This is a genomic window from Deltaproteobacteria bacterium (assembly GCA_035063765.1).
In the GTDB taxonomy this organism is placed as follows: Bacteria; Myxococcota_A; UBA9160; order UBA9160; family PR03; genus CAADGG01.
In genome coordinates, this window is sequence record JAPSFT010000014.1 from 52,033 (window position 1) to 77,549 (window position 25,517).

General features: G+C 75.6%; 25 protein-coding genes. 17 read left to right on the forward strand and 8 right to left on the reverse strand.

Annotated elements, in window-relative coordinates; genetic code table 11:
• Positions 1–14: 14 nt before the first annotated feature.
• From OZ948_12195 to OZ948_12210, 4 genes are read left to right on the forward strand one after another with little or no spacing between them, the layout of a single operon-like run.
• Positions 15–773 carry a hypothetical protein gene (locus OZ948_12195; GenBank protein MEB2345493.1) on the forward strand — a complete coding sequence of 253 codons (759 nt, stop codon included), beginning with the start codon at positions 15–17 and terminating at the stop codon, positions 771–773.
• Positions 770–1,810 (forward strand): ATP-grasp domain-containing protein, encoded by a 1,041-nt coding sequence (locus OZ948_12200; protein ID MEB2345494.1) that lies wholly within the window; start codon positions 770–772, stop codon positions 1,808–1,810. The genes OZ948_12195 and OZ948_12200 overlap by 4 nt, the downstream gene beginning before the upstream one ends.
• A complete protein-coding gene (locus tag OZ948_12205) occupies positions 1,811–2,980 on the forward strand; it encodes a CoA transferase (protein MEB2345495.1) in 1,170 nt (389 codons plus the stop codon). It begins immediately after the preceding gene.
• Between the two features lie 23 nt (positions 2,981–3,003).
• On the forward strand, positions 3,004–4,011 hold the full coding sequence (locus OZ948_12210) for a glutathione S-transferase family protein (protein MEB2345496.1): 1,008 nt from the start codon (positions 3,004–3,006) through the stop codon (positions 4,009–4,011).
• A gap of 37 nt (positions 4,012–4,048) precedes the next feature.
• Here the strand turns inward: OZ948_12210 and OZ948_12215 are convergent, their stop codons facing one another.
• A complete protein-coding gene (locus tag OZ948_12215) occupies positions 4,049–4,816 on the reverse strand; it encodes a crotonase/enoyl-CoA hydratase family protein (GenBank protein MEB2345497.1) in 768 nt (255 codons plus the stop codon).
• 62 nt (positions 4,817–4,878) lie between these two features.
• Here OZ948_12215 and OZ948_12220 point away from each other — a divergent pair, with 62 nt between their 5' ends.
• Positions 4,879–5,676, forward strand: a complete 798-nt coding sequence (locus OZ948_12220; protein MEB2345498.1) for a hypothetical protein — start codon at positions 4,879–4,881, stop codon at positions 5,674–5,676.
• A 68-nt stretch (positions 5,677–5,744) separates the two neighbouring features.
• Here the strand turns inward: OZ948_12220 and OZ948_12225 are convergent, their stop codons facing one another.
• Both OZ948_12225 and OZ948_12230 read right to left on the reverse strand, forming a co-directional pair.
• On the reverse strand, positions 5,745–6,350 hold the full coding sequence (locus tag OZ948_12225) for a DsbA family protein (protein ID MEB2345499.1): 606 nt from the start codon (positions 6,348–6,350) through the stop codon (positions 5,745–5,747).
• A 26-nt stretch (positions 6,351–6,376) separates the two neighbouring features.
• Positions 6,377–6,982: a hypothetical protein gene (locus OZ948_12230; protein ID MEB2345500.1), complete on the reverse strand. Its 606-nt coding sequence runs from the start codon at positions 6,980–6,982 to the stop codon at positions 6,377–6,379.
• A 139-nt stretch (positions 6,983–7,121) separates the two neighbouring features.
• Here OZ948_12230 and OZ948_12235 point away from each other — a divergent pair, with 139 nt between their 5' ends.
• Positions 7,122–8,327, forward strand: a complete 1,206-nt coding sequence (locus OZ948_12235) for a CoA transferase (GenBank protein ID MEB2345501.1) — start codon at positions 7,122–7,124, stop codon at positions 8,325–8,327.
• 24 nt (positions 8,328–8,351) lie between these two features.
• Here the strand turns inward: OZ948_12235 and OZ948_12240 are convergent, their stop codons facing one another.
• Positions 8,352–9,545, reverse strand: coding sequence for a hypothetical protein (locus OZ948_12240; protein MEB2345502.1), 1,194 nt, complete (start codon positions 9,543–9,545; stop codon positions 8,352–8,354).
• 60 nt (positions 9,546–9,605) lie between these two features.
• Here OZ948_12240 and OZ948_12245 point away from each other — a divergent pair, with 60 nt between their 5' ends.
• Genes OZ948_12245 through OZ948_12255 form a run of 3 tightly spaced genes read left to right on the forward strand, consistent with a single transcriptional unit; the run spans position 9,606 to position 12,174 of the window.
• Positions 9,606–10,322, forward strand: a complete 717-nt coding sequence (locus OZ948_12245) for a dienelactone hydrolase family protein (protein ID MEB2345503.1) — start codon at positions 9,606–9,608, stop codon at positions 10,320–10,322.
• Between the two features lie 8 nt (positions 10,323–10,330).
• Positions 10,331–11,242 (forward strand): lysophospholipid acyltransferase family protein, encoded by a 912-nt coding sequence (locus OZ948_12250; GenBank protein ID MEB2345504.1) that lies wholly within the window; start codon positions 10,331–10,333, stop codon positions 11,240–11,242.
• Positions 11,239–12,174 carry a cation diffusion facilitator family transporter gene (locus tag OZ948_12255; protein ID MEB2345505.1) on the forward strand — a complete coding sequence of 312 codons (936 nt, stop codon included), beginning with the start codon at positions 11,239–11,241 and terminating at the stop codon, positions 12,172–12,174. Before OZ948_12250 ends, OZ948_12255 begins: the two co-directional genes overlap by 4 nt.
• Before the next feature lie 135 nt (positions 12,175–12,309).
• On the opposite strand, the gene OZ948_12260 is transcribed toward OZ948_12255, so the two are convergent.
• Positions 12,310–12,966 (reverse strand): GNAT family N-acetyltransferase, encoded by a 657-nt coding sequence (locus OZ948_12260; GenBank protein ID MEB2345506.1) that lies wholly within the window; start codon positions 12,964–12,966, stop codon positions 12,310–12,312.
• A 216-nt stretch (positions 12,967–13,182) separates the two neighbouring features.
• Here OZ948_12260 and OZ948_12265 point away from each other — a divergent pair, with 216 nt between their 5' ends.
• The 4 genes from OZ948_12265 (at position 13,183) to OZ948_12280 (ending at position 17,065) form a co-directional block, all read left to right on the forward strand.
• The gene (locus OZ948_12265; protein MEB2345507.1) at positions 13,183–13,554 is read left to right on the forward strand and encodes a hypothetical protein; all 372 of its coding nucleotides are present in this window, start codon (positions 13,183–13,185) and stop codon (positions 13,552–13,554) included.
• 190 nt (positions 13,555–13,744) lie between these two features.
• Entirely contained in the window at positions 13,745–14,806 is a 1,062-nt protein-coding gene (locus OZ948_12270; protein ID MEB2345508.1) for a peptidoglycan-binding protein, read from the forward strand.
• A 10-nt stretch (positions 14,807–14,816) separates the two neighbouring features.
• The gene (locus tag OZ948_12275) at positions 14,817–15,401 is read left to right on the forward strand and encodes a hypothetical protein (protein ID MEB2345509.1); all 585 of its coding nucleotides are present in this window, start codon (positions 14,817–14,819) and stop codon (positions 15,399–15,401) included.
• 185 nt (positions 15,402–15,586) lie between these two features.
• On the forward strand, positions 15,587–17,065 hold the full coding sequence (locus OZ948_12280) for an FAD-dependent oxidoreductase (protein ID MEB2345510.1): 1,479 nt from the start codon (positions 15,587–15,589) through the stop codon (positions 17,063–17,065).
• A 23-nt stretch (positions 17,066–17,088) separates the two neighbouring features.
• On the opposite strand, the gene OZ948_12285 is transcribed toward OZ948_12280, so the two are convergent.
• Together OZ948_12285 and msrB are read right to left on the reverse strand one after the other, a co-directional pair.
• Positions 17,089–17,883, reverse strand: a complete 795-nt coding sequence (locus OZ948_12285; protein MEB2345511.1) for an SDR family NAD(P)-dependent oxidoreductase — start codon at positions 17,881–17,883, stop codon at positions 17,089–17,091.
• Positions 17,880–18,287, reverse strand: coding sequence for a peptide-methionine (R)-S-oxide reductase MsrB (gene msrB, locus OZ948_12290; protein ID MEB2345512.1), 408 nt, complete (start codon positions 18,285–18,287; stop codon positions 17,880–17,882). Before msrB ends, OZ948_12285 begins: the two co-directional genes overlap by 4 nt.
• 112 nt (positions 18,288–18,399) lie before the next feature.
• Here msrB and OZ948_12295 point away from each other — a divergent pair, with 112 nt between their 5' ends.
• Genes OZ948_12295 through OZ948_12305 form a run of 3 tightly spaced genes read left to right on the forward strand, consistent with a single transcriptional unit; the run spans position 18,400 to position 22,288 of the window.
• The gene (locus tag OZ948_12295) at positions 18,400–20,694 is read left to right on the forward strand and encodes an MMPL family transporter (GenBank protein MEB2345513.1); all 2,295 of its coding nucleotides are present in this window, start codon (positions 18,400–18,402) and stop codon (positions 20,692–20,694) included.
• A gap of 42 nt (positions 20,695–20,736) precedes the next feature.
• Entirely contained in the window at positions 20,737–21,591 is an 855-nt protein-coding gene (locus OZ948_12300) for an alpha/beta fold hydrolase (protein MEB2345514.1), read from the forward strand.
• A 16-nt stretch (positions 21,592–21,607) separates the two neighbouring features.
• Positions 21,608–22,288 (forward strand): spermidine synthase, encoded by a 681-nt coding sequence (locus tag OZ948_12305; protein MEB2345515.1) that lies wholly within the window; start codon positions 21,608–21,610, stop codon positions 22,286–22,288.
• A 20-nt stretch (positions 22,289–22,308) separates the two neighbouring features.
• On the opposite strand, the gene OZ948_12310 is transcribed toward OZ948_12305, so the two are convergent.
• The gene (locus OZ948_12310; GenBank protein ID MEB2345516.1) at positions 22,309–23,694 is read right to left on the reverse strand and encodes a sigma 54-interacting transcriptional regulator; all 1,386 of its coding nucleotides are present in this window, start codon (positions 23,692–23,694) and stop codon (positions 22,309–22,311) included.
• 233 nt (positions 23,695–23,927) lie between these two features.
• Between OZ948_12310 and OZ948_12315 the strand changes: the two genes are divergently transcribed.
• Positions 23,928–25,457, forward strand: coding sequence for a wax ester/triacylglycerol synthase family O-acyltransferase (locus OZ948_12315; protein MEB2345517.1), 1,530 nt, complete (start codon positions 23,928–23,930; stop codon positions 25,455–25,457).
• Positions 25,458–25,517 lie beyond the last annotated feature (60 nt).

A 25,517-nucleotide genomic window follows, 5' to 3' on the forward strand; every position in this document is an offset into this window, starting at 1 on the left:
CGCGAGAGGAGGCCATGGCGGCCGCGAGGAAGGAGCCCTGGTGGGTGGCGCTGCCCGACGAGGAGCTGCTCGACGTCCGGCTGTGCGACCTCGAGCTGCGCATCGAGGGCACCGACGTCGAGGACCGCCTGCGGCGCCTGTACGCCGAGCTCGAGCGGGCCGGCGTGCGGCGCTTCCGGCCCTACGCCTGGCTCTCCACGAGCTGGTTCACGCCCCACGGCTCGACCGGCTTCGCGGTGCCCTTCTTCCTGGCGCACCAGCGGCTGGTCCGGCTCGAGCGCTGGCAGGTCGGCGAGGCGGAAGGCGCCTCGCGCGAGGGCTGCCTGCGGCTCATGCGCCACGAGGCCGCCCACGCCTTCGACAACGCCTACCGGATCCACCAGCGGCGCGACTGGCGCGAGAGCTTCGGCCGCTTCAGCCAGCCCTACCGGGCGAGCTACGTGCCCAAGCCGGGCAGCCGACACTTCGTCGTGAATCTCGACTACTGGTACGCGCAGAGCCATCCGGGTGAGGACTGGGCCGAGACCTTCGCGGTGTGGGCGCGCCCCGGCTCGCGCTGGCGCTCGCGCTATCGGGGCTGGCCGGCGCTGCGCAAGCTCCGCTACGTCGACGAGCTGGTGCGCGAGCTCGGCGATCGCCGCCCGCTCGTGCGCACCCGCGAGCGGTTGGATCCGCTGCCGGACCTGCGCCATACCCTCCGCCAGCACTATCGCCGCAGGCACGTGCGCTGGGAGCGCGTGCTGCGCCGGGGGCGGCGGGAGTACCTGCGATGAAGCGGCTGCGCGTGCTCGTCCTGACCCACGAGGACCTGGTCCCGCCGGACTCGCTGCGCGGTCTCTCGGAGAAGGACGCGCAGGCCGTGCAGAAGGAGTTCGACGTCGCCCAGGGCCTGCGCGAGCTCGGCCACGAGGTGCAGATCGTGGGCGTCTCGCACGACCTCTCGCCGATCCGCCAGCACGTGGAGGGCTTCCAGCCGCACGTCGTCTTCCACCTGCTGATGGAGTTCCAGGACATCGCGGTGTACCAGGCGCACGTGGCGAGCTACCTCGAGCTGCTGCGGGTGCCCTACGCGGGCTGCAACCCGCGCGGCCTCCTGCTCGCGCGCGACAAGGCGCTCTCGAAGAAGATCCTGCGCTATCACCGGATCCCCTCGCCGAGCTTCCAGGTGTTCCGGCTGGGCCGGCCGGTCCGGGTGCCGAAGGACGTCGACTTCCCGCGGATCGTGAAGTCGGTGGACGAGGAGGCGTCGCTCGGGATCGCCCAGGCCTCGATCGTGCGCGACGAGGAGAAGCTGCGCGAGCGGGTGGACTTCGTGCATCGCCGGCTCGGCTGCGATGCGATCTGCGAGCAGTACATCCCGGGCCGCGAGCTCACGGTGAGCGTGATCGGCAACGAGCGGCTCCAGACCTTCCCGGTCTGGGAGCTGTTCTTCGACAAGCTGCCGGCCGGCAGCCACCCGATCGCGACCCAGCGCGCCAAGTGGGACCCCGACTACCAGCTCCGCGCCGGGATCGGAACGGGCCCGGCCGAGAACCTGCCCGAGGGCCTGGCCGAGCGGATCGCGCGCCTCGCCAAGCGCAGCTACCGCGCGCTCCATCTCTCGGGCTACGCGCGCATGGACCTGCGCCTCGCCGAGGACGGCCGCGCCTTCGTGATCGAGGCCAACCCGAATCCGGACCTGCGCCGCGCGGAGGACTTCGCGGCCTCGGCGGCGGCGTCCGGGCTCGCCTACCCGCAGCTCCTCCAGCGCATCCTGAACCTCGGGCTGCGCCACCGCTCGCCGTGGAAGGCGCTCGAAGAGGGCGCGTAGGTGCGAGCCGCCCCCTTCGCCGACCTGCGCGTGGTCGAGCTCGCCCAGGTGCTCGCGGGGCCCTACGGCGGCCGCCTGCTCGCCGAGCTCGGCGCCGACGTCGTGAAGGTGGAGGCGCCGGCCGGCGACCTGGCGCGGCGCATCGCGCCCCCGCGCGATCGCGGCCAGTCGGGCCTCTACACCTGGGCGAACCTCGGCAAGCGCAACGTGTGCCTCGACCTGACCCGCCCGGAGGGCCGCGCGGTCGCCCTCGACCTCGTGCGCGCGAGCCACGCGGTGATCGAGAACTTCCGCCCCGGGGTCGCCGACCGCCTCGGGGTCGGCTGGCGCGACGTGCACGAGGCCAACCCGCGCGCCGTGATGGTGTCGGTGTCGGGCTACGGCGGCGACTCCTCGCTGCGCGAGCACGGCGCCTTCGCGCCGACCATGCACGCCGCGACCGGTCTGATCGAGTACCAGCGCCGCAAGGGAGGCCCCGGCGCTGCCCTCGTGAACCTGCCCGATGCGCGGGCCGACCTCACGACCGCGCTCCACGCGACGATCGGCCTGCTCGCGGCGCTGCGCACGGCCGAGCGGACCGGCGTCGGCCAGCACCTCGACCTCGCCATGTTCGACGCCGTCCTCGCGACCTACCCGGAGACGCCCTTCGAGCTGCTCGACCCGCCCGAGGTGCGCGAGGAGCCGCCGCCCTACGACGCCGGCCCGAACGGCCACGTCGTCGTGGCCGGCCCGCCCCAGCACGTGTGGGCGGTGGTCGCGCGCGCCTTCGGCCTCGCCGATCCCGCGCCGCCGGAGGCCGACGTGCCCGCCAAGGCGCGCCTGCGCCACGCCGCGATCGAGCGCTGGATGGCGGCCCAGCCCGGCCGCGAGGCGCTGCTCGAACGGCTGGCCTCGGCGCGGATCCCCGCGGCGCCGGTCGTCTCGCTGCGGGAGGCGCTCACGGGCGCCTTCGCCGAAGAACGCGGGCTCCTCGTCGCGGTCGACGACCGGCGCGGCGGCACCCGGCCCGTGGTGCGGCTCCCCTACCGCTTCTCGGAGACGGCCGCCGGCGCCCGGCGGCCGGCGCCGCGGCGCGGCGAGCACAACGCCGAGGTGCTGCGCGAGGTCCTCGGCTACGACGCGGCGCGGATCGGGGCGCTCGAGGAGGCAGGCGTCCTCCAGGCGGAGTAGCGTCCGACCGGAGGCCCTCGCGCGTGACTCCTTCCCCGAGCTCCGGCTGGCGCATCTTCGGGATCGAGCTGTCCCCCTACTCGGTCAAGGTCCGCTCCTACTTCCGCTACAAGCGGATCCCCCACGAGTGGGTGGTGCGGCACCTCGGCAACATGGCCGAGTTCCAGAAGCACGCGAAGCTGCCCCTGGTGCCGCTGGTGCTGGCGCCCGACGGCGGCGCGCTCCAGGACTCGACGCCGATCGTGGAGGCGCTCGAGGCGCGCTTCCCCGAGCCCTCGATCCACCCGCCGGGCGCCGCGAGCGCGTTCCTCTCGGCGCTCCTCGAGGAGTACGGCGACGAGTGGGGCAACAAGTGGATGTTCCACTATCGCTGGTGGTACGAGCCCGACCAGAAGTCCGCCGCCCGGCGGATCGCCGCGGCCAACCTGCCCGGGGCGCCCGAGGCGGAGGTCGCGAAGATGGCGGTCGCGATCGAGCGGCGGATGGTTCCGCGCCTGTCGTTCGTCGGCTCGAACGAGGCGACGCGCCCGCTCATCGAGGCGTCCTTCGAACGCGTGGTGGCGCTGCTCGAGGCGCACCTGGCGGCGCGGCCCTACCTCTTCGGGGGCCGGCCCGCCTTCGCCGACTTCGGGGTCTGGCCGCAGCTCTACGAGCTCTCGACCGACCCCACGCCGGGAGCGCTCCTGCGCGCGCGCGCCCCGCGCGTGCTCGCCTGGGTCGAGCGCATGCTGGACCCTGCGGGCGGGGGCCCCTTCGAGCCCTGGGAAGCGCTCGCGCCGACCCTCGAGCCGCTCCTGCGCGAGGAGGTGGCGGGGCGCTTCCTGCCCTGGTCCACGGCCAACGCGCGGGCGCTCGAGGCTGGAGAGCCGGAGTTCACGGTAGACCTGGGCGGGCGCCCGTTTACGCAGCAGACCCAGAAGTATCACGCGAGGTCGTTGCGGGTCCTCCGGGAGCGCTACCGGGCGGTGCCCGACCGCAGCGCCCTCGACCCGATCCTGGCGCGCACGGGGTGTCTGGCCGGGCTTGCCTGAAGCGAGCGGGCCGGGCGGCGGCGCGCGGGGACTTCCGTCACTCGAAGCGCCCGTGGCGGCCCGCGCCGCCGGCGAAGCGGCCGGCGCCCGCGAGCGTCTCGCCCGAGGCGATCACCTGGAGGCCGAGCCGGGTCTCGTTGGCCAGCGCGCCCGGCAGGTCGAGGCCCGCCTGCTGGTAGGCGGAGAGGCGGTCGCTGCGCAGGCAGTGCTGGGGGAAGCGGGTGAGCTGCGCCGCCAGCTCGCGGGCTCCCGCGAGCGCGCCGCCCGGCTCGACGAGCCGGCTCACGAGCCCCATGCGCAGCGCCTCCTCGCCCGAGACGCCGCGCCCGGTGAGGATCAGGTCGAGCGCGTGGCCGAGCCCGGCGATGCGCGGGAGCCGCACGGTGCCGCCGTCGACGAGCGGCACCCCGAAGCGGCGGCAGTAGACGCCGAGGACGGCATTGCGCGCGGCCACCCGCAGGTCGCACCAGAGCGCGAGCTCGAGACCGCCCGCCACCGCCGGGCCCTCGATCGCCGCGACGACCGGCTTCGAGAGGAGCATGCGGGTCGGGCCCATCGGGCCGTCGCCGTCCTCGGCGACGCGGTTGCCGCGGCCTGCGGCGGCCGCCTTCAGGTCGGCGCCCGCGCAGAAGGCTCCGCCGGCGCCGGTCAGCACCGCGGCCAACAGGTCGCTGTCGGCCTCGAAACGCCGGAAGGCGTCGGCCAGGGCGGCCGCGGTCGCGCGGTCGACGGCGTTGCGCACCCCGGGCCGGTCGATCGTGACGACGGCGAGCGCGCCATCGGTCTCGTAGCGCACGGTGGTCATCGCACCCTCCCGCTCTGCGGACTGTGGCACACTGCCGCCTCCGCTGTCTCCGGAGGACGCCGTTGGAGCCGTTCGCGCCGCCGCCCGTTCCCGCCGGCCCCGCCCCGCGCTCGCTCGGACAGATCCTCGACGCGGGCTTCGACGTGGTGCGCCGGCACTGGGTGGTGCTGGTCGGGCTCGCGGCGCTCGTCTACGTGCCGGTCTCGTTCGTCGAGGAGGTGCTGCCCGAGGATCCCTCGCAGCCGTTCGCCGGCGGCGCGGCGTGGCTGCTCGCGTTCGTGATCGTGGCGCTGCCGGTCGTGATCGCCGCCGTCACCGACGCGTGCGGCGACTACCACCACGGGCGCGAGACGGACGCGGGCCGCGCGCTGCGCCGCGGGCTCGGCCTCGCGCTGCCGCTCTCCTGGACCTATCTCGTCCTGGCGCTGGTGGCCTTCGTCGTCCTGCTTCCGCTCTTTGCGGTGATCGCCGTCTGGGAGCCGCTCGGCTTCGCGGCCGTACCGGTCGCCCTGCTCGCGGTGGCGCTGCCGTTCGTGGTGATGCTGCGCTTCTCGCTGCTCACGCAGGTGGCGGTCCTCGAGGGTCGCTCCGGCCCGGGCGCGCTCGTCCGCGCGAGCCGGCTCGTCGAGGGCCAGGTGCTGCGCGTGTTCGGGGTCTACGTCGTCGTGGGGCTCCTGATGGGGCTCCTCGGCGGCGCCGCGGGGCTCGCGCTCGGCACGCTCGCGGGGCTCGCTCCGGTCGCGATCGGGCTCGTGCAGGCAGCGGGCTTCGCCTACACGACGGCGGTGGGCGTCGTGCTCTACGAGGACGTGCGCGCGCGCAAGGGCGAGCACGAGAGGTTCGCAGCGCCGGGCTCCTGAACCGCGCCGGGGCCTCACGGGGTTGCCAGGAACGAGCGCCCCGCGGACGACGATTCCCGGCAAGCCCCTCAGGCCGCGGCCAGGGCCTTGCGGAACCAGCGCCGGTACACCGCCTCGGGCTGCGCGCCGACCAGCACGAAGTCCTGGCCGGCGAGCCGGACGGCGGGGACGCCGGTGGCCCCGAGCGCCTGCGCCTCCTCGTGGTCGGCGAGGACGCGCCCGGTGAGCGCCGGGTCCGCGATCGCCGCGAACGCACCCTCGTCGAGCCCGAGCTCGCGCCAGAGCGCGGCCAGGACGGCCTCGTCGCTGATGTCGCGGCTCTCGGCGAAGTAGGCGCGGAAGAGCCGCTCGCGCATGCGCCGCCCCGGCTCCGGGCCGAGCGCGGCCGCCGCCTTGGCGGCGAGCTGCGCGGGCAGGCTGTGGGTGGGCGGCCCGGCGTCGCCCTGCCAGGGCTGGAAGGGCGCGCGCGGCTCGTCCTCGGCCACCCGCCGCCACCCCTGCGTGTAGGTGCGGAAGGCCTCGAGCGCCGCGGCGCTGCGCGGCCGCGGCCGGGGCCGCAGCAGGTAGCTCCGCCAGTCGAGCGCGAGCGCGCCCGCGAGCTCGGCCTCGACGGCGGCGAGCCGGGTCGCCGCGTTCCAGCACCAGGGGCACAGGAAGTCCGAGTAGACGACCACCGTGATGCCGATCGGCCGTCCTCCCCTCAGCGGCGACGCAGGGCTCCCAGGGTGGCGATGGCGCCGAGCGCCAGGGCGAGGCCCGAGGGCTCGGGGGCGGGCACGAGCGGGCCGAAGCCGCCCTCGTCGTCGACGAGCGCCACGGGATCGACGAGGGTCTCGCCCTCGTGGCTCGCGACGAAGCTCCCGGAGTCGAGCGCGGTCCACGCGGTGCCGGCCGGGACGGTGAAGGAGAAGAGCGCGCTCGCGCTCGACCCGACGCCGAAGGCCGGGCCGGGGAGGTCGAAGCCCACGCCGAAGGGCGGGATCGCGACCTCCAGGTCCAGGACCCACTCCGTCGGCCCTGCTTCGCCGGCGACGTCGTCCAGGAGCCCCCCGAAGAAGAGCTTCAGCGACGAGATCCCGTTGGTGACGGTGGGCTCGGGATCCCAGTCGCCGCTGAGCTCGTACTCGAAGAGCCAGCGGCTCGGGTCGCCTTCGGCCTCGTCGTAGACGCGCGAGACGAGCGAGATCGTCCCGCCGTCGACGTCGACGGTGACCACGTTCGTGTCGACCTGCGCAGCCCCGGCCGGCGCTCCGACCGAGGCGAGAGCGCTGGCGGCCAGGGTGAGGAGGAGGTTCCGCGTCCGCATCGGGGGCGGACTCTACCGCAGGTCCGGCGCGGAAGGCGGGCCGGGACGAGCAGGCAGATCGCGCGCAGCCTGCCCGCGGACGACCGTCCGGGGCCCTGCCGCGCCATACTCGCCCGGGTACCCCCGCCTGGAGGACGAGATGAAGGCGCCGCTCGAGGGGATCCGCGTCGTCGAGATCGCCCACTACGTCGCCGTGCCGGCCGCGGGCGCGCTGCTCGCGGATCTCGGCGCCGACGTCGTCAAGATCGAGCTGCCGCCGGCCGGCGAGATCTACCGGCGCGGGCGCCCGAAGTACAGCGGCTACGCGAGCGACTTCCCCGAAGGCCCCGGCTTCCATCTCGACAACCGCGGCAAGCGCTCGCTCGTGCTCGACCTGGTCGATCCCGAGGCGCGCGGGGCGCTCCTGCGGGTGATCGACGGCGCCGACGTCGTCACCACCAACCTGCTTCCGGCGCGGCGCCGGAAGTACGGTCTCGACCACGAGTCGCTGCTGGCCCGCAAGCCGAGCCTGATCGTGGCGGGGCTCAACGGTTACGGCGGCGGCGGCGAGGAGGCCGATCGGCCCGCCTTCGACTACGCCGCCTACTGGGCGCGCACCGGCATGATGGACCTGATGCGCGACGAGGGGGTACCGCCCTCGATGCTGCGGCCCGGGGTCGGCGACCACGCGGCGGCCTCGAACCTCGTGATCGCGATCCTGGCCGCGCTGCGCCTGCGCGACGCGAGCGGGCAGGGCCGCTACGTCGAGGTGTCGCTGCTCCAGACGGGGCTCTACATCCTCGGCTGCGACACCGCGATGGCGCTCGTGACCCGCGAGCCGGTCCCGCGCCACGACCGCAGGCGCGCCGCGAACCCGCTCTGGAACAGCTACCCGGTCGCAGGCGGGCGCTGGATCATGCTGGTGATGATCGACCCGACCTTCTACTTCCCGCGCCTCGCCGCCGCGGTGGGGCGCCCCGAGTGGCTCGACGACCCGCGCTATGCCGAGCCCTTCACGCGCGCGCAGAACGCGCCCGCGCTGATCGCGGAGCTCGAGGCCGAGCTCGCCCGGCACACGCTCGAGGAGTGGCGGCCCCGGCTCGACGCGGCGGGGGTGATCTGGGCACCCGTGAAGCGCCTGGAGGAGGTCCTCGACGACCCCCAGGCACGCGCGATGGGCTACTTCCGCTCGCTCGAACACGGGACGCACGGCCCCTTCGAGACCCTGGCGCCGCCCTTCTCGATCGCGGGCGTCCCGCTCGGCGCCGCCCGCCCGTGCTCGGCGGCGGACGCCGACGCCCGGGAGGTCCTGCGCGAGGCGGGCCTCGACGAGAGCGAGATCGCGAAGCTGCTCGCGGGCCGCTGAGGGCCTCTGCGGCGGCGCGCGCGCTCAGCGCGCCCCCGGGCCGGCGGCCCACGCGCGCAGCCGTTCGGCCAGCAACTCGCTCGTGTTGCAGGCGGGGTCCTCGAGCACGCACTCGGCGAGATGTTGGAGCGCCCGGCCGACCCGCGGGCCGGGCGGGATGTCGAGCAGCGCCATCACCGCGGCGCCGTCGAGGGCGAGGTCGCGGGGTCCGAGCGCGAGCGTGCCGGCGCCGCGCAGCCGGGCGATCCGCGCGGCCAGCGCCTCGAGCTCCGCGGACGGGCCCCCGAGCTCGGCGCGGCGGAGCGCCAGCAGGGCCTCGACGCCCTCCTCGCCGGCGCGTGCGAGGAGCCGGCGCAGGTCGGCGTCGCTGCGCTGCGGCTGGCGCTCGATCGGATGGCGGGCGAGCAGGCGCGCCACGGCGCGGGCGCGGCGCAGGCCGAAGCGCAGCGCGAGGAGCACGGACTCGGCGCGCGCGCCGCGCAGCCAGCCGGCCAGGCGCAGCTCGAGCTGCGCGGGCAGGGCGGCCACCACCGCGGGCGCGTCGGGGCGCACGCCGGGCGCCAGGTCCTCCTCGATCCCGCTCGCTCGCAGGAGCTCGAGCCCCGCCGCGGCGCCCGGCGCGAGCACGAGCTCCTCGAGCTCGCGGCGCACGCGCTCGCGGGCCACGCCGCGCAGGCCGGGGCGGGCCTCGCGCATGGCCGGGAGCAGCTCGGGCCCGGGGGCGAGCCCGAGCGTGGCCACGAGGCGCGCGGCCCGCAGCGCCCGCACGGGGTCTTCCGCGAAGCGGTCCCGCGCCGCGCCCACCGCGCGCAGCCGCCCCGCCGCCAGGTCCGCGACGCCGCCGGCGGGATCGACCCAGAGCTCCGCCGCGGGGTCCCAGGCGATCGCGTTCACGCTGAAGTCGCGGTGTGCGAGGTCGTCCTCGAGGCGGGGGCCGGCGCGGAAGGTGGTCACGTCGAGGGGCGCGCCCGGGATCGGCACCATCACCGTGCCGTGTCGGATTCCCGTCGGGATCGCGCGCGGGAACAACGCGAGGACGCGCGCGGGCTCGGCGTCGGTCGCCACGTCGAAGTCGGCGACCGCGACGCCGCGCAGGAGGTCGCGCACGCAGCCGCCCACCAGGAACGCCCGATGGCCGCCCGCGCGCAGGGTGGCGAGCGCCGCCCGGACGGCGGCGGGGAGCACGTCGGCCGTGGGACGCGCGAGCGCGAGCGACATCGCGGCAGCGTACCTCTCGCGTGCGGGTTATTCTCGCCGCTCACGCCGGGAGGCCGAGGGATGCCGAAGCGGGGCGGGCGCGAGATCCAGTTCACCAGCGGGCCGGCGAGCGGGCCGGGCGGCGGCGAGCCGGAGCGGGCACGAGGCTATCTCGCGAAGCCGGCCTCGGGCCGCGGCCCCGGCGTGCTGGTGATCCAGGAGTGGTGGGGCCTCGTCGACCACGTGCGCGACCTCTGCGACCGCTTCGCGCGCGAGGGCTTCGTCGCGCTCGCACCCGATCTCTACCGCGGCGAATCGACGGGCGATCCCGACGCCGCCGGGCGCCTCATGCTGGGCCTCGAGATCCCGCGCGCCGCGCGCGACCTCGACGGCGCGGTGAAGGCGCTCCGCGACGAGCCCGGGACCGAGGGCCCCAAGGTGGGTGCCGTGGGCTTCTGCATGGGCGGCCAGCTCGCGCTCTTCGCGGCTTGCCGCAATCCCGCGATCGGCGCGGTCGTCGACTTCTACGGGATCCACCCGAAGGTGACGCTCGACCTGGCGCCGCTCCAGGCCGCCGTGCTCGGGGTCTTCGCCGAGCACGACGCCTTCGTGCCGCCCGAGGCGGCGCGCAAGCTCGAGGCGGACCTGCGCGCGGCCGGCAAGCGGGCGGTCTGCGAGGTGTACCCCGGCGTCGGCCATGCCTTCTTCAACGACACGCGCCCCGACGTCTACGACGCGCAGGCCGCCGCGCGCGCCTGGTCCGACACGCTGGCGTTCCTGCGCGCCGAGCTGCACTAGGCGACAGGATGGCGCGGCGCGCCGCGGCGCTGGTGCCCGTCGGGCGGCCGCGCGACCCGGGCGGGGGCCTCGCGCGGCGGCTGCTGCCGCCGCCGCTGCGCGCGCTCCAGGACGAGGTCGAGGCGCGCTTCGCCGAGCTGCCGGCCACGCTCAACGAGTACGGGGTGGACCCCTTCGGCTTCGAGCCGCGCTACGCGGCATCGCTCCTGCTCCCCGCCGCGCTCCTCTATCGCTACTGGCTCCGCGTCGCGACGCAGGGCATCGAGCGCGTCCCCGCCGGCCGCGTCCTGCTGATCGCGAACCACGCCGGCAACACCTTCGCCTACGACGGCGCCATGCTCGCGATGGCCATGCTGCTCGACGCGCGCCCCCCGCGCGCCGTCCGCGGAATGGCCGAGTACTACCTCCCGACGATCCCGTTCTTCTCGACCTTCATGCACCGGATGGGCTCGGTCGTGGGGACGCCCGGGAACTGCGCGCAGCTCCTCGAGCGCGACGAGGCGATCATGGTCTTCCCGGAAGGCGAGCGCGGCTTCGTGAAGACCTATGCCCACCGCTACCAGCTCCAGCGCTTCGGCACCGGCTTCGTGCGCCTCGCGCTCGGGACGGGGACCCCGATCGTCCCGGTCGGGATCGTCGGTGCGGAGGAGCAGTCGCCGGGGCTCGTGCGCTCGCGCTGGCTGGGCCGCCTGATCGGCGCCCCGGTGGCGCCGATCACGCTGACCTTCCCGTGGCTCGGGCTCGCGAGCATGCTGCCGCTCCCGGTCAAGTTCCGGATCCACTTCGGCACGCCGATCCACTTCGAGGGCGACGCGAGCGAGGAGGACGCCGAGGTCGAGCGCAAGGTCGAGGTCGTGAAGGACGCGATCCGCGGCCTGGTTGCGGAAGGGCTGGAGGCGCGGCGGGGCTGGTTCCGGTGAGCGCGAGCGGCCACGCGCATGCGCATGGCCCCCCGGAGCCCGGCGGCACCGCCCGCGACGCCGACCGCCGCGCGCTGCGCCTCGCGCTCGCGATCACGGTGGCGTTCCTGGCCGTCGAGGGGGTGGGTGGCTGGCTGGCGGGCAGCCTCGCGCTGCTGGCCGACGCCGCCCACATGGCGACCGACGCCTTCGGCCTGGCTCTCGCGCTGCTCGCGGCGCGCCTGGCGGCGCGCCGCCCGACCTTCGAGAAGACCTTCGGCCATCGGCGGGCGGAGGTGCTGGCCGCGCTCGCCAACGGCGTCCTGCTCGGGGTGGTCGCCGTGCAGGTGGCGATCGAGGCGGTGCGCCGGATCGACGCGCCGCCCGCGGTCGAGGGCCGGCTGATGCTCGGGGTTGCCCTCGCCGGCCTGGCGGCGAACGTGGCGTCGGCCGCCGTCCTGGCCCGCACCGGCAGCGGCAGCCTGAACGTGCGCGCGGCGCTCTGGCACGTCGTCGGTGACCTGCTCGGCTCGCTCGGCGCGCTGGCCGCGGCCGGCGCCATCCTCGCCTTCGGCTGGGCCTGGACGGACCCGGCCGTCGCGATCGCGATCGCGCTCCTGATCCTGGTCTCGTCCTGGCGGCTCGTGCGCGAGTCGCTCGACGTCCTGATGGAGGGGACGCCCGCGCACGTCGACGTGGACGCGCTGCTGCGGGCGATCCGCGCGGTGCCCGGCGTCGTCGACGTGCACGACCTGCACGTCTGGACGCTCACCTCCGGCTACCACGCGCTCTCGGCCCACGTCGACGTCTCGCCCGACGCGGACCCCCACGGCACGCTGCACATCCTCGCCGACCTCGCAGAAAAGCGCTTCGCGGTGGCGCACACCACCTTCCAGCTCGAGCACGCCGAGCGCCTGCTCCAGATCGAGGGCGTCGACGGGACGGGGGCGTGACGGCGGGCTCGCCTGGCGCGAGTGCCCTGTCTCGGAAGTTCGCCTGCATTCGATCTCGGTGCACACCGAGCCGCCCGCGACGGCTCGAGACTTCGACGGCGAACTTCCGACACAGGACCCTGGAGCGGCGCGCATTCAGCCCGGGGCTCGGGAGCCGTCGCCCCCGAGCGCCTTCCCGAGGAACACCCGCCCGCGGGAGCCGGTGATGCGCTCGTAGCCCCGGACCGTGCGTTCGCCGAGCGGCTCGAATCCGAGCCGCTCGTAGAGCCGGCGGGCCGGGTTCGCCGTGGCCGTGGTGAGGTCGAGGCGGTGGTAGCCGAGCTCCCCGGCGCGCCGCTCGGCGTGCCGCAGGAGAGCGGTGCCGATCGACCGCCCGCGGTGTCGCGGGTCGACGTGCAGCTCGACCACGTGGAAGGAGCCGGGCGGGATCGGGAAGTCGAGGCGGGAGCGGAGGTGGAGCCGGCGCAGCAGCCCGGGGATCTCCCAGGGCGCGTAGAGACGGAGAGCGCTGCGGAAGAGGGCGGCGCCGGCGCGCAACGAGATCGGGGAGCGGCTTTCGCCGCCGCGCCCGAGCAGCACCCCGACCGGCCGGCCGCCGAGCGTCGCCAGGTAGATCTCGTCGTCGGGCGTCCGACCGATCCCGGCCCGGAACAGCGCGAGGCCGAGCTGGGTCGCCCGCTCGGCTCCGCCGGCGAGGCCGCTCGCCTCCGGCGACGGGTGCCCGTAGACGAGGCGCGCGACGTCTCCGTCGTCCTCCGGCGTCCCGTTGCGGATGCTGGGATCGGGGGGCACGCAGCGGCGTGTCAGAGGGTGCCGGGGCGCTTCCGCCTGGGCACGATGGCTCGTTGGCGCTCCATTCGCTGCCTCCGCGTTGCACGACCGCGCGATTCTACCCCGGCGAGCGACGGCTTCCGAGCCGGGAGCGCGCGCCCGCTGCCGGCCGCTCCGGGGCGGTGCTTCCGCTCCGCGGTCGGATCCGGCATCCTCGGGACGAACCGGAGGAACGCCATGAGGCCGCTCGTGCCCCCCGCTCTTGCCTGCGTGTCGCTCGCCTGTGCGTCGCTCGCCTGGCTCGGCTCGGCGCCGCCCGCCTCGGGCCAGACCGCGGACGTCGTGGTGGGCGTGCCGATCCGGGACGGCCAGGCCGGCCGGCCCCAGCCCGGCGTGATCGTCGACCTCGAGGGCAAGGAGCAGCGCAACGACGTGCCGCCGCCGGTGGTCGTCGAGGAGCTGGGCCGCGACGGCGGCGCCACCGTGCGCCCGCGCTTCGGCGGCGGCTACGTGATCGAGCGCTCCGACGGCGGCACCACGGAGGTGGTGCCCCAGTTCGGCGGCGGCTACCAGGTGCAGCGCCGGCCTCCGCCGCCGCCCGGACGCTGACCGCCGGTCCGCCTGCGCGGGTGCCCAGCGCGAGCGCGCTGCCTCCGCTCCGCGAGCCTCCAGTCCAACGGCTGGCGGGCCGATCCCTGCGATCGCGATCACGGCCTTCCCCTTGACGGGCAGGCAGGCGGGCGCGTATCACACCGGCCGCAGGGTGCGCCTGCTCTGCGGCGCAGGAGGGGAGGGACACATGCTCGGATGCTCGACGACGACCCTGGACGGAGTCTCGCAACGGGAGAGGGACCGCGGGCCGCGGGGTGGCCGCCGTCGGGCCCACGCCGCGCTCGCCGCGGGCGCGGCGCTCGCGCTCGCCGCCTGCCAGGGCACGCCGCAGCTCGGCCAGGGCGGCTCGATGGTGCAGGGCTCGGGCGGCTCCGCCGGCGCCCAGGGCGCATCGCACCAGCTCGTGCGCTGCTCGGAGCCGCTCGGAACCGCCGCGCTCGTCGAGGCCAGCCCCGAGGCGCTGACCGGGCTGCAGAGCCTGGGCCTCTCGTCGCCGCTGCCGCTCATGCGGCTCATCATGGCGCAGTCGAACTGCTTCACGGTCGTCGACCGGGGCGCCGCGATGCGCAACATCGAGCAGGAGGAGATGCTGCGGCAGAGCGGGATGCTGCGCTCGGGCAGCCAGACCGCCCGCGGCCGGATGGTCACCACCCAGTACCTGATCACGCCCAACGTGATCTTCTCGAACCCGAACGCCGGCGGCGGCGCGATCGGCTCGGCGGTGGGCGGCCTGCTCGGCGGCGGCGCCGGCGCGCTCGCGGGCGCGGCGCTCGGCAGCATGCGCATCAAGGAGGCCCAGACGACGCTCTTCCTGACCGACGCCCAGAGCGGCGTGCAGGTCGGGGTGTCCGAGGGCTCGGCGAAGGTGCGCGACTTCGGCGGCGCCGGCGGGCTCGGCGGCTGGGGCGGCGGCGTCGCCGGCATCGCCGGCGTGTCGGGCTACGGCAACACCGACGAGGGCAAGCTGATCGCGGCGGCGCTGATGGACGCGCAGAACAACCTGGTGGCCCAGATCCAGGCCACGCGGCCCTCGGACCTGTACCAGCAGCGGCGCGGCAGCGCGACGCGCAACGCCCTGGTCGCCGACGTCCAGGGCGAGCTGATCCGGCACGGCTACCTGAGCGGGAGCGCCGACGGCGCGATGGGCCCGAAGACCCGCACCGCGATCATGGAGTACCAGCGCGCCCAGGGGCTGCAGGCCGACGGCCAGCCGACCCAGGGCCTGCTGCAGCACATGCGCTCGCACTGAGCGCGAGGCCGTGCAGGGCCTCGCCGTCTGGGTCTCGCGCGTCTTCCATCCCTTCGTCGTGCCGGTGCCGACGCTGCTCGCCGCGCTGCACCTGCTCGGCCTGGGTTGGCGCGCGGCGCTCGGCTGGACGGCCGCCTGCGTCGCGGTGGCGATCCTGCCCCCGGCGGCGCTCCTGGTGGCGCAGCGCCTCCGGCGCGGCGACGGCGACTGGTACGTGACGGTACGCGAGGAGCGCCGCGCGCTCTACGCGCTCGGCGGCGCCTGCCTGGTCGCGCTGCTCGTGCTGCTGCGCGCGGCCGGCGCGCCGGCCCTGCTGGTCGCCTGCCTGGTGGCCGCCATCGTGGCCAACGCGATCGGCGCGCTCCTCAACCGCGTGACCAAGGTGAGCGTCCACGCCGGCGCGGCCGCCGGCTGCGCGGTGCTGCTCGGCTCGCTGGCACCGGCCGCGGCGCTCCCGCTGGCGGCGGGCGTGGCGCTGGTCGGCTGGGCGCGGCTGCGGCTCGGCCATCACACGCCGGTGCAGGTGGTGCTGGGCGCCGGGATCACGGCGGCCTGCATCGGCGCGGCGCTCGCCTGGACGGGTCGGCCAGGTTGAGGCCCGGGCACCCGGCAAGACCGAAGCGGCAGGCACCCACGCCACGGCGCCGGCGCAGCGAGCAGGATCGACGCCCGCGTGGCGATCGCGCCGCTGCGCGGCCGATCGTCGTTGCACCCGGCCGGGGCCGCCCCTAGCTTCGGGCGCCCTTCGATCGGGCCGGACCCTCGGGAGGCACGGACGTCGTGAACGGCAGGGAGAGCTCGTCCTCGGGCTCGACGCGGGCGCTGCGCAGCGAGAGCGTGACGAGCTGGAGCCACGAGGCGGACGTGGTCGTCGTAGGCCACGGCGGCGCGGGCGCGTCGGCGGCGATCGAGGCGGCGCGCGCCGGCGCGCAGACGCTGGTGCTCGAGCGCATGAGCCGTGGCGGCGGCACCACCGCGCTCTCGACCGGCGTGATCTACTGCGGGGGCGGAACGCGCATCCAGAAGGCGTGCGGCTTCGAGGACACGGTCGCCGAGATGACGAAGTTCGTCCGGCTCGCCGCCGGGAGGCAGGCCGACGAGGAGCGGGTGCGCCTGTTCTGCGAGGGCAGCGTCGAGCACTTCGAGTGGGTGTCGGCCCTCGGCGTCGAGTTCCAGGCGAGCTTCGAGCCCGAGAAGACGACCCATCCCTTCGGCGCCGACGGCCTCTACTACAGCGGCAACGAGCTGGTCCACCCGTTCGTCGAGCAGGCGAAGCCGGCTCCGCGCGGGCACAAGCCCGCGCGGCCGGGCGAGGCGGGCGGCTACCTGATGGAGTGCTTCCTGCGCGCCACCGGCGAGGCCGGCGCCGCGGTCCTCGGGGACTGCCGCGCCGAGCGCCTCGTGCAGCGTGCGGACGGCCGCGTGGTCGGCGTCGTCGCCCGGCGCGCGGGCGACGAGCTGCGCGTCCGCGCCCGGCGCGGCGTCGTGCTGTGCGCGGGCGGCTTCATCGAGAACCCGGCGATGGTCGCGGCGCACGCCCCGAGCCTGCTCGCCTGCAACTGGAAGGCGTCGTCGCCCGGGGACGACGGGCTCGGCATCCGGCTCGGCCAGGGTGCCGGCGCCGCCGCGGTCAACATGCACGAGGGCCTGGTGCTGAACGCCTACTACCCGCCCGGCGCGCACACCAAGGGGATCCTCGTCGACGCGCAGGGCCAGCGCTTCGTCAACGAGGACGCCTACGCCGGCCGCACCGGGGACGCGATGCTGCACGAGGCCAAGGGACGCGCCTGGCTGATCGTCGACGACGCGCTCTACGGGCGCACCCAGGCCTTCCACAAGATTGCGGCGGTGGAGGAGAGCTTCGAGGCGCTCGAGCGCGCGCTCGCCATGCCCGAGGGCGCGCTCGTCCACACCATCGAGCAGTACAACCGCTTCGCGAGCCGCGGTGAGGATCCCCTCTTCCACAAGGCGGCGGCATCGCTGCGGGCGCTGCAGGTGCCGCCCTACGCCGCGGTCGACTGCTGCACCGCCACCTCCATCTACGCCGTCTTCACGCTCGGCGGGCTGGCCACGCGCGCGACCGGGGAGGTGCTGACCCCCGACGGCGAGGAGATCCCCGGCCTCTACGCCGCGGGGCGCAACAGCGCCGGGCTGCCGCGCGAGGGCCGCGGCTACGCGAGCGGGCTCTCGATCGGCGACGCCACCTTCTTCGGGAGGCTCGCGGGCCGCCGCGCGGCCGCCGCGCGCGACGCCGGCTGAGGCGGCCGGGCGCGCGGTCGCCTTCAGCGCTCGACGGGCAGGAGCTGCGCGAAGAGCGGCTGCAGGTCCGGGCCCTGGCGGATCGTGTGCCCGCCGTCGACGCCGATCACCTGGCCCGTGATCCAGGACGCCTCGTCGGAGAGCAGGAAGGCGGCCAGTGCGGCCACGTCCTCGGGCGTGCCGAGGCGCGCGACCGGCATCCGGCGCAGGTACTCCTCGACGACCTGCCCGTTGCCGACCAGCGGGCCCGTGAGCTCCGTCGGCACCAGGCTCGGCATCACGGCGTTGACGCGGATCCCGTGCTCGCCGAGGTCGTCGGCGGCGCAGCGGGTCAGCATGTTGACGCCGGCCTTCGAGGCGCAGTAGGCGCTCATCCAGCGGTGGGTGAGGGTGCCCGCGATCGACGAGACGTTCACGATCGCGCCGCCCCCGGCCGCCTTCATCGCGCGCGCCTCGGCGCGCAGGCAGCGGTAGACGCCGGTCAGGTTCGTGTCGAGGAGCGCCTGGAAGTCCGCCGCGGGGCCGTTCAGCACGCTGCCGATGTTGCCGGTGCCGGCGGCGTTCACGGCCAGGCGCAGGGGGCCCAGGCGCGCGGCCGCTTCGACGGCGGCCTCGACGGCCCCGTCGTCGGTGACGTCGCAGCGCGCGTAGGCCGCGCGCGGGCCGAGTTCCGCGGCGGCGCGTGCCAGAACCTCCTCGCGGCGGCCGGCGATCATCACCTGCGCCCCGCCCGCCACGAGCGCGCGGGCGCAGGCGAGGCCGATCCCCGTCCCGCCGCCGCTCACGAAGGCGACCCGCCCCGCGAAGCGCCCGCTCACGCCGGCTCCCTCTTCGCCAGCTCGAGCGAGACCGAGTTGATGCAGTAGCGCTGGCCGGCGGGGCCGGGGCCGTCGGGGAAGACGTGGCCCAGGTGCGCGCCGCAGCGGGCGCACAGCACCTCGATGCGCACCATCCCGTGGCTGCGGTCGGTCTCGGTGCGCACGCGGCCCTCCGCGACCGGGCGCGTGAAGCTCGGCCAGCCGCTGCCGGAGTCGAACTTGTCGCCGGCGTCGAAGAGCACGGCCTGGCAGCAGGCGCAGCGGTAGAGGCCGTCCTCGTGGCAGTCCCAGTAGGCGCCGCTGAAGGCGCGTTCCGTCCCCTTCTGGCGGCAGACCGCGTACTGCTCGGGCGTGAGCGTGCGGCGCCACTCCTCCTCGCTCTTGTGGATCGCCTCGTCGGCCATCGGAACCTCCGTTCGGGCGCCCCGGAGCTTCGCCCGCGCGTGTGGGGGTGTCGAGTGCGCGCACCCCGAGCGCGTGGCGGTGCCCGGGGGCCGGTGGTACACCCGCGCTGCCGTGGAGCGCATCGCTCGTCTGGTGACCCTGCACCCGCGCTGGGTGGTGGCCGCAGTGCTCCTGCTCACCGGGGCCTTCGCGGCGGAGCTGCGGCACCTCCGGCTCGAGGTGCATCTCGCCGACGAGGTGCCCCACGATCACCCCTATACGGTCATCGACCGCCGGCTCGACGAAGCGCTCGGGCTCGCGCAGACCTCGCTGATCGGGATCGCGGTCGCGGAGGGCGACGTCTTCACGCCCGACGTGCTCGCGCGCGTGCGGCGCGTGACGGAGGCGGTGGAGGCCCTGCCCGACACGGTCCCCGAGAGCGTGCTCTCGCTCACCTCGCCGCGCGCGAAGGTGATCTATGCCGACGGCGACCTGGTGCGCGTCGAGCCCCTGGTGCCCGAGCCGATCCCGGGCGATGCCGCCGCGCTCGCCGCAGTGCGCGAGCGCGCGCTCTCCCACCCGATGTACGTCGGCACGATCGTGGCGGCCGATGCGCGTGGCGCGATGGTGCTCGCCGACTTCCGGGATCACGGCTCGCCCGGGCGCATCAGCGCGGCGCTCGAGGCGATCGCCGCCCGCGAGCGCGCGCCCGGCGTGGAGGTCTGGGTCGGCGGGCAGTCGCCGGCGCTCGCCGCGCTCAACGGCGCCACCTACGGGATCGTGCCGCTGATCGTGCTGGCGCTGGGGGTGATCGCCGGGGTCCACTACGAGGCCTTCCGCACCTGGCAGGCGGTCTTCCTGCCGCTCGTCACGGCGGGGCTCTCGGTGGTCTGGGCAATGGGCATCACCGCAGCGCTCGGCTTCGAGCTGACCCCCTGGACCGCGATCACCGCGGTGCTCGTGCTGTCGGTGGCGGCGGGCCATGCCGTGCAGATCCTGAAGCGCTACTACGAGTGCTACCACGAGCTCGGCGACAACCGCGCGGCGGTCGTCACCTCGCTGCTCCGGATCGGGCCGGTGATGGCGATCGCCTGCGGGATCGCCGCGGCGGGCTTCGCCTCGCTCGCGACCTTCCGTGTCCCCGCCGTGCGCGACTTCGGCCTGATGGCGGCCTTCGGGATCCTCTCGACGCTGGTGCTCGAGCTCACCTTCATCCCGGCCTGCCGGACCCTCCTGCGCGCGCCGGCCTCGGCCGAGGCGCTGCGCGAGCGCAGCCATCGCCGGCTCGACCGCCTGCTCGACGGGCTGGTGCGGATCGTGCTCGCGCGGCCCGCTGCGCTGCTGGCCGCCGTGATCGCCTTTGCCGCCGCTTGCGGGCTCGGGATCGCCCGCATCGAGGTCAACACCGCCTTCCGCTCCTGGTTCGACGACGACGAGCCGGTGATCGCGGCCGACCGGGCGATCCGCGAGCGCCTGACCGGCACCTCGACGATCCGGGTCCTGGTCGAGGGCGAGGGCGTGGACTCGCTGCTCGAGCCTCCGGTGCTGGCCGGCATCGCCGAGCTCGAGGCCGTGCTGCGCACGGACCCGGCGGTGACGGCGACCGTCTCCGTCGCCGACTACCTGCGCACGATGAACCGCGCGATGGACGGTGGCCGCGAGGCCGCGCTGCGGGTGCCCGGAGACCGCGCGCTGATCGAGCAGTACCTGCTCCTCTTCGACCCTGGCGACCTGCGCCGCGTGCTCTCGAGCGACCGCGACGTCGCCGCGATCCACGCGCTCGCGCGCGCCGACCGGGTGGCGTGGACCGAGGAGATCTTCGCGAAGCTGCGGGCCACGGCCGCCGGGCGCTTCCCGCCCGGCGTCCGGGTGCGGGTCGGGGGCGGCGAGCTCGGCCAGGCGGCGGCGCTCAACGGCAGCGTCGTGCGCAACAAGATCGAGAACATGGCCCAGATCGGCCTCGTGATCTTCGCGCTCGCAGCGCTCGTCTTCCGCTCGCCGCTGGTCGGCCTGCTGGTGCTCGCGCCGCTGGCGGCGGCGGTGGTCGTGAACCTCGGCGTGATGGGCTGGATCGGGAGCTGGCTCTCCTTCGCCACCGCGAGCTACACGGCGATGGGCGTGAGCCTCGGCGCCGACTTCGCGATCTACCTGCTCTTCCGGCTGCGCGAGGAGACCCGGCTGCGCCCGCTCCGCGAGGCGGTGGCGGAGGCCCTGCGCACCTCGGGCCGCGCCATCTTCTTCGTCGCCTCCGCCATCGCGGCCGGCAATGCGACGCTGCTGGCCTCGGACTTCGCGCTCTGGCGGCAGCTCGGCGGCTACGTGGCGCTGATGATGGCGACGAGCTGCCTCACCACGCTCACGATCGTGCCGGCGCTGGTCCTGCTGCTGCGCCCGGGGAAGCTGCTGGGCGACCGAGCGGGCTCGTGAGGCCGCGCGCGGGCGAGCGCGGCGGGGGGAGGGTCGAGAGACATGGCGCAGATCCAGGCGGGCGGGCTCGTGGTCCACTACGAGGAGCAGGGCACGGGCGGGCGCCCCTTCGTGCTCGTACACGGCTTCACCGGCTCGAGCGACGACTTCGCCGACGTGCTGCCGGCGCTGGCGACGCGCGGCCGCACGCTTGCCCCGGACCTGCGCGGGCACGGCGGGACGAGCCGGCCCGGGGCGCCCGAGGACTACACCTTCGAGCGTCTCGCCGGCGACCTCCTGGCCTTCCTCGATGCCGCCGGCGTGCCGTGCTGCGACCTGCTCGGCCACTCGATGGGCGGGCTGGTCGCGCAGCACCTGACGCTCCGGGCGCCCGCGCGGGTGGCCTCCCTGATCCTGATGGATACCGCCGCGGGGCCGGTGCTGCGCGAGGCGCTGCCGTTCCTCGAGGGCGCCGCGCGGCTCGCGCGCGAATCCGGGATGGCGGCGCTCTTCGAGCTCTCGCGGGCGAGCTTCGCGGGCCAGGCGCAGAGCGCGCCCGCGCTCGCGCGCTGCGTCGAGCGCATGGGCGAGGAGCGCTTCTGGGCGCGGATGCGCGCGAAGTCGCTCGCGATGGACCCGATCGCCTTCGCGACGCTCGGCCCGGCGCTGTGCACGGGTGACGGCCTGCTGCACCGGCTGGCCGAGATCCGCTGCCCGGTGACGGTGCTGGTCGGGGAGCAGGACTCCGCGCCGCTCCTGCGGGGCTCGCGGGAGCTCGCGGCCGGGATCCCGGACGCGAGGCTCGTCGTGATCGCGGAGGCCGCCCACAGCCCGCAGCTCGAGAATCCCGAGGCCTGGCTCGCCGCGGTGCTCGCGCACCTCGACGCGGTGCGCGGCGGCGCGCCGCGCGCGGCCTGAGCCGGCGCTCCGCGCGGTGACGCGGCCCTGGGAGACGCTCGAGGTCGTGGAGACGGCCGAGGGCCGGCTCGAGCTGCGCCGCCGGGGCCCGGACGAGCTCCTGATCACGATCGGGGGGCGCGTGCTCATGAACAGCCGCGCGAACCGCTCGGAGCTCGCGCTCGGCCGGCTCGCGGCCGAGGCGATCGCCGGGCGCGCGGCGCCGCGCGTCCTGGTCGGCGGCCTCGGCATGGGCTGCACCCTGCGCGCCTGCCTCGACGGGCTCGGGCCCGACGCGCAGGTCGTCGTCGCCGAGCTGAACCCGGCCGTGGCGGCCTGGTGCCGGCGCGGACCGCTGGCCGCCCTGAGCGGAGGCGCCGCGGGCGATCCGCGCGTCCGGGTCGAGATCGGCGACGTCGCCGAGACGATCCGCGGGGCGGCGCGGCCCGGCGGCGCGCGCTTCGACGCCGTGGTGCTCGACCTCTACGAAGGGCCGGGCCCGCGCTGCCGGCCGGATCACCCCCACTTCGGCCGCGAGGCCCTCGCCCGGACGCGCGCGGCGCTCCGCGCGGGCGGGGTGCTCGCGGTCTGGCTGGAGGAGCCGGCCCCCGCGTTCGAGCGGAGCCTCGCGCGCGCCGGCTTCCGCGTGCGCAGCGAGCGCGCCGGCGCCGGCGGGCGGCGCCACGCGGTGGCGCTCGCGACGCGCGGCCGGCCGTAGCGATCGCGGCCGCGATCGGATCACTGGATCCGGTGGCGCTTCAGCTTCTTGTAGAGCCCCTCGCGGGTGATCCCGAGCGTGCGCGCCGTCGCCGCGCGGCGCTCGCCGTGGGCGGCGAGCGCACGCCGGATCAGCCAGGCTTCGAGGCGCGCCATCTGGGCCCGCAGCGTCTCGGCACCGGGCACGGCGGCGGTCTCCGCGATCGGGGCGAGGGCGGCGCGCAGGCGATCGGAGAGATCGTGCGCGCCGATCGCGTCGCCAGCCTCGACCAGCGCGAGCGCGCGCTGGATCTCGTTCTCGAGCTCGCGGACGTTGCCCGGCCAGGCGTGGAGCAGCAGCAGGTCGGCGGCGTCGGGAGCGAGGCGGCAGCCGGGCTTGGCGTCGCGCTCCCCGTGGCGGCGCAGGAAGTGCTCCGCCAGCGGGACCACGTCTTCGCGGCGCTCCCGCAGCGGGGGCACCGCGACGTGGAAGACGGCGAGCCGCCAGTAGAGGTCCTCGCGGAAGGCGCCGCGGGCGATCTCGTCCTGGAGCGAGCGGTTGGTGGCCGCTACCAGGCGCACGTCGATGCGGCGCGGCTTCGCGGCTCCGAGTGGCCGCACCTCGCGCTCCTGGAGTGCGCGCAGGAGCTTCGCCTGGAGCGGCGGCGAGGTCTCGCCCACCTCGTCGAGGAAGAGCGTGCCGCCCTCGGCGGTCTCGAAGAGTCCCTTCTTGTCGCGATCCGCTCCCGTGTAGGAGCCGCGCAGGGCCCCGAACAGCTCGCTCTCGAGCAGCGCGTCCGGGAAGGCGGCGCAGTTGAGGGCGACGAAGGGCCCGGCGCGGCGCGTGCTGCCGTCGTGGATCGCGCGGGCGAGCAGCTCCTTGCCGGTTCCGGTCTCACCGGTGACGAGCACGGTCGCGTGCGAGCGCATCGCGCGGGCCGCGAGCGCGAGCACCGCGCGCATCGCGGGGCTGCGCGCGACCAGGGCGGAGCGCGGCGGGGCAGGGCGCTCGTCGAGGTCGTCCCGCGCGGCGGCCGCGGCCGGGCGCGAGGCCGGCCGCGGCGGGCCGACCCGGGCGAGGAGTGCGGGCAGCGGCTCGCCTCCACGCTGCGCCGAGGGCCGCGGAGCCACCACCGCCGCGCCCGCCCGGCGCAGCGCGTGCTCGGCCTCCGCGTCGGGATCCGGCAGCCGGACCACGATCGGGGGGAAGCCCTGGGCGCCGGCGCGGCGCAGGCGGCGCAGGGCCTGGTGGGCGTCGTCGGCGTCGTCGCTGTCGAGGATCAGGGCGTCGAAGGCGGCGAGCGGGAGCGACGCCGCGTCGTCGGCGTCACGCGCCCAGGCCACGTCGAGCAGCGGCGCGTCCGCAACCGCCTCGTCGCGCAGCCGCTCCGCCCCGCCGACCCACAGGATCGAACGCATCCGCTCCATCGCGCCCTCCAGCCCCCGGAGCGGGGGAGAGCAATCCCCGTGCCCGTCGGGCGGGGATCGCGCTGAGGGCACGCGAGGGCGCGCGGCCGGGTCCGGCGAGCCGCGGCCGGAGTCGGCCGCCGCCATCGGCCGGATTCCGTGCGGCGCCGCTTCTCGACGCGGCTGCGTGTCGCGAGTCCATGGAAGAACCGCGATGCGGTGCGAGGGGAGCCGGGATCCGGACTGCTGCCGCCATGACCCGGGTCATAACGGCCGCGGAGCTGCGCCAGCAGGTTCTGCGCATGACGAAGGCGGGCTGGCAGCGGCTGAGCACCCAGGACACCTCGTTCCTCCACTTCGAGCAGCGCGCCACGCCGATGCACGTCGCGGCCGTGGCGCTCTTCGAGGCCGGGCCGCTGCGCACCACCGACGGCGGGATCGACGCCGCCCGGCTCGCAAAGCACGTCGAGGGGCGCCTGCAGGAGCTGCCGCGCTACCGCCAGCGCCTCGTGTCCCATCCCCTGACCGGGGAGCTGCTCTGGGTCGACGACGCCCGCTTCGATCTCAGCTACCACCTGCGACACGTGGCCCTGCCCCGGCCCGGATCCAGGGCGGCGCTGCAGGAGCTCACCGGCCGCCTGCTCGCCCAGCCGCTCGACCGCAGCCGGCCGCTCTGGGAGATGTGGATCGTCGAATGGGTGGAGGGCGATCGCTTCGCCCTGGTCTCGAAGGTCCATCACTGCATGGTGGACGGAGTCGCCGGCTCGAGCCTGCTCACGCTGCTCTTCAGCACGCGGCCCGACGAAGGGATCCGGCCGGCTCCGGAATGGCACCCGCGAGCGGCGCCCGGCGGTCTCGAGCTCCTCGCGGACGAGCTCGCGCACCGGGCGCAGGGAGGCGCCGGGTGGCTGCGCTGGCTCGGGAGCGTTGCGGCGCACCCGGGTCCTGCGCTCGCGGGCGTGCTCCGGACCGGCACGGCCGTTGCGCAGGCGCTCGATGCAGCCCTGCGCCTGCCGGACCCGACGAGCCTGAACCGGCCGATCGGGCCCCATCGCCGGGTCGAGTGGTGCTCGCTCGAGCTCGACGCGGTGAAGAAGGTCAAGAACGCTCTCGGCGGGACCGTGAACGACGTGGTGCTGGCGATCGTCGCCGGTGCCCTGCATCGTTTCCTCGGCGGGCGTACGGCCTGGCCGGTCCGGCTGGACCACCGGGTGGTGATCCCCGTGAACATGCGGCCACCCGGCGATCCGGCACCCGTGGCCAACCACGTCTCGGCGCTGTTCCTCTCGCTGCCGGTCGCGGAGCCCGATGCGCGGCGCCGCTACGAGCGGATCCGCCGCGAGACCGAGCGGCTCAAGGCCTCGCGGGCTGCGGAGGGGATCGACGCGCTGGCGCGTCTGGCCGACGGGCTCGCCACACCGTGGGTCACGCGCCTCGGCGTCCGCCTCGTCGCCCGGCTGCGGCCCTACAACCTGATCGTGACGAACGTGCCGGGGCCGCCCATGCCGCTCTACGTGCTGGGTGCGCGGCTGCTCGAGCTCTACCCCCACCTCCCGCTCTTCGAGCACCAGGGCCTGGGGGTCGCCGTCCTGAGCTACGACGGGCGGCTCGGCTTCGGACTGATCGCCGACCGCGAGGTGGTGCCGGACCTCGCGAAGCTGGCCCGGGCGATCCCGGCCGCGTTCCGCGAGCTCGCGGAGCTGGCCGCGGCGGCTGCCGATGCACCTGGAGCGCCGAGGCCCGCAGCCCGTCGCCCGCAAGGCCGCGCCCGGCGAGCGCCCTGATCGCGATCAGCCGGATCCCCCCACCACGTCCCTGTGGGGGGGGCCTTCTTCCCTTGGTGA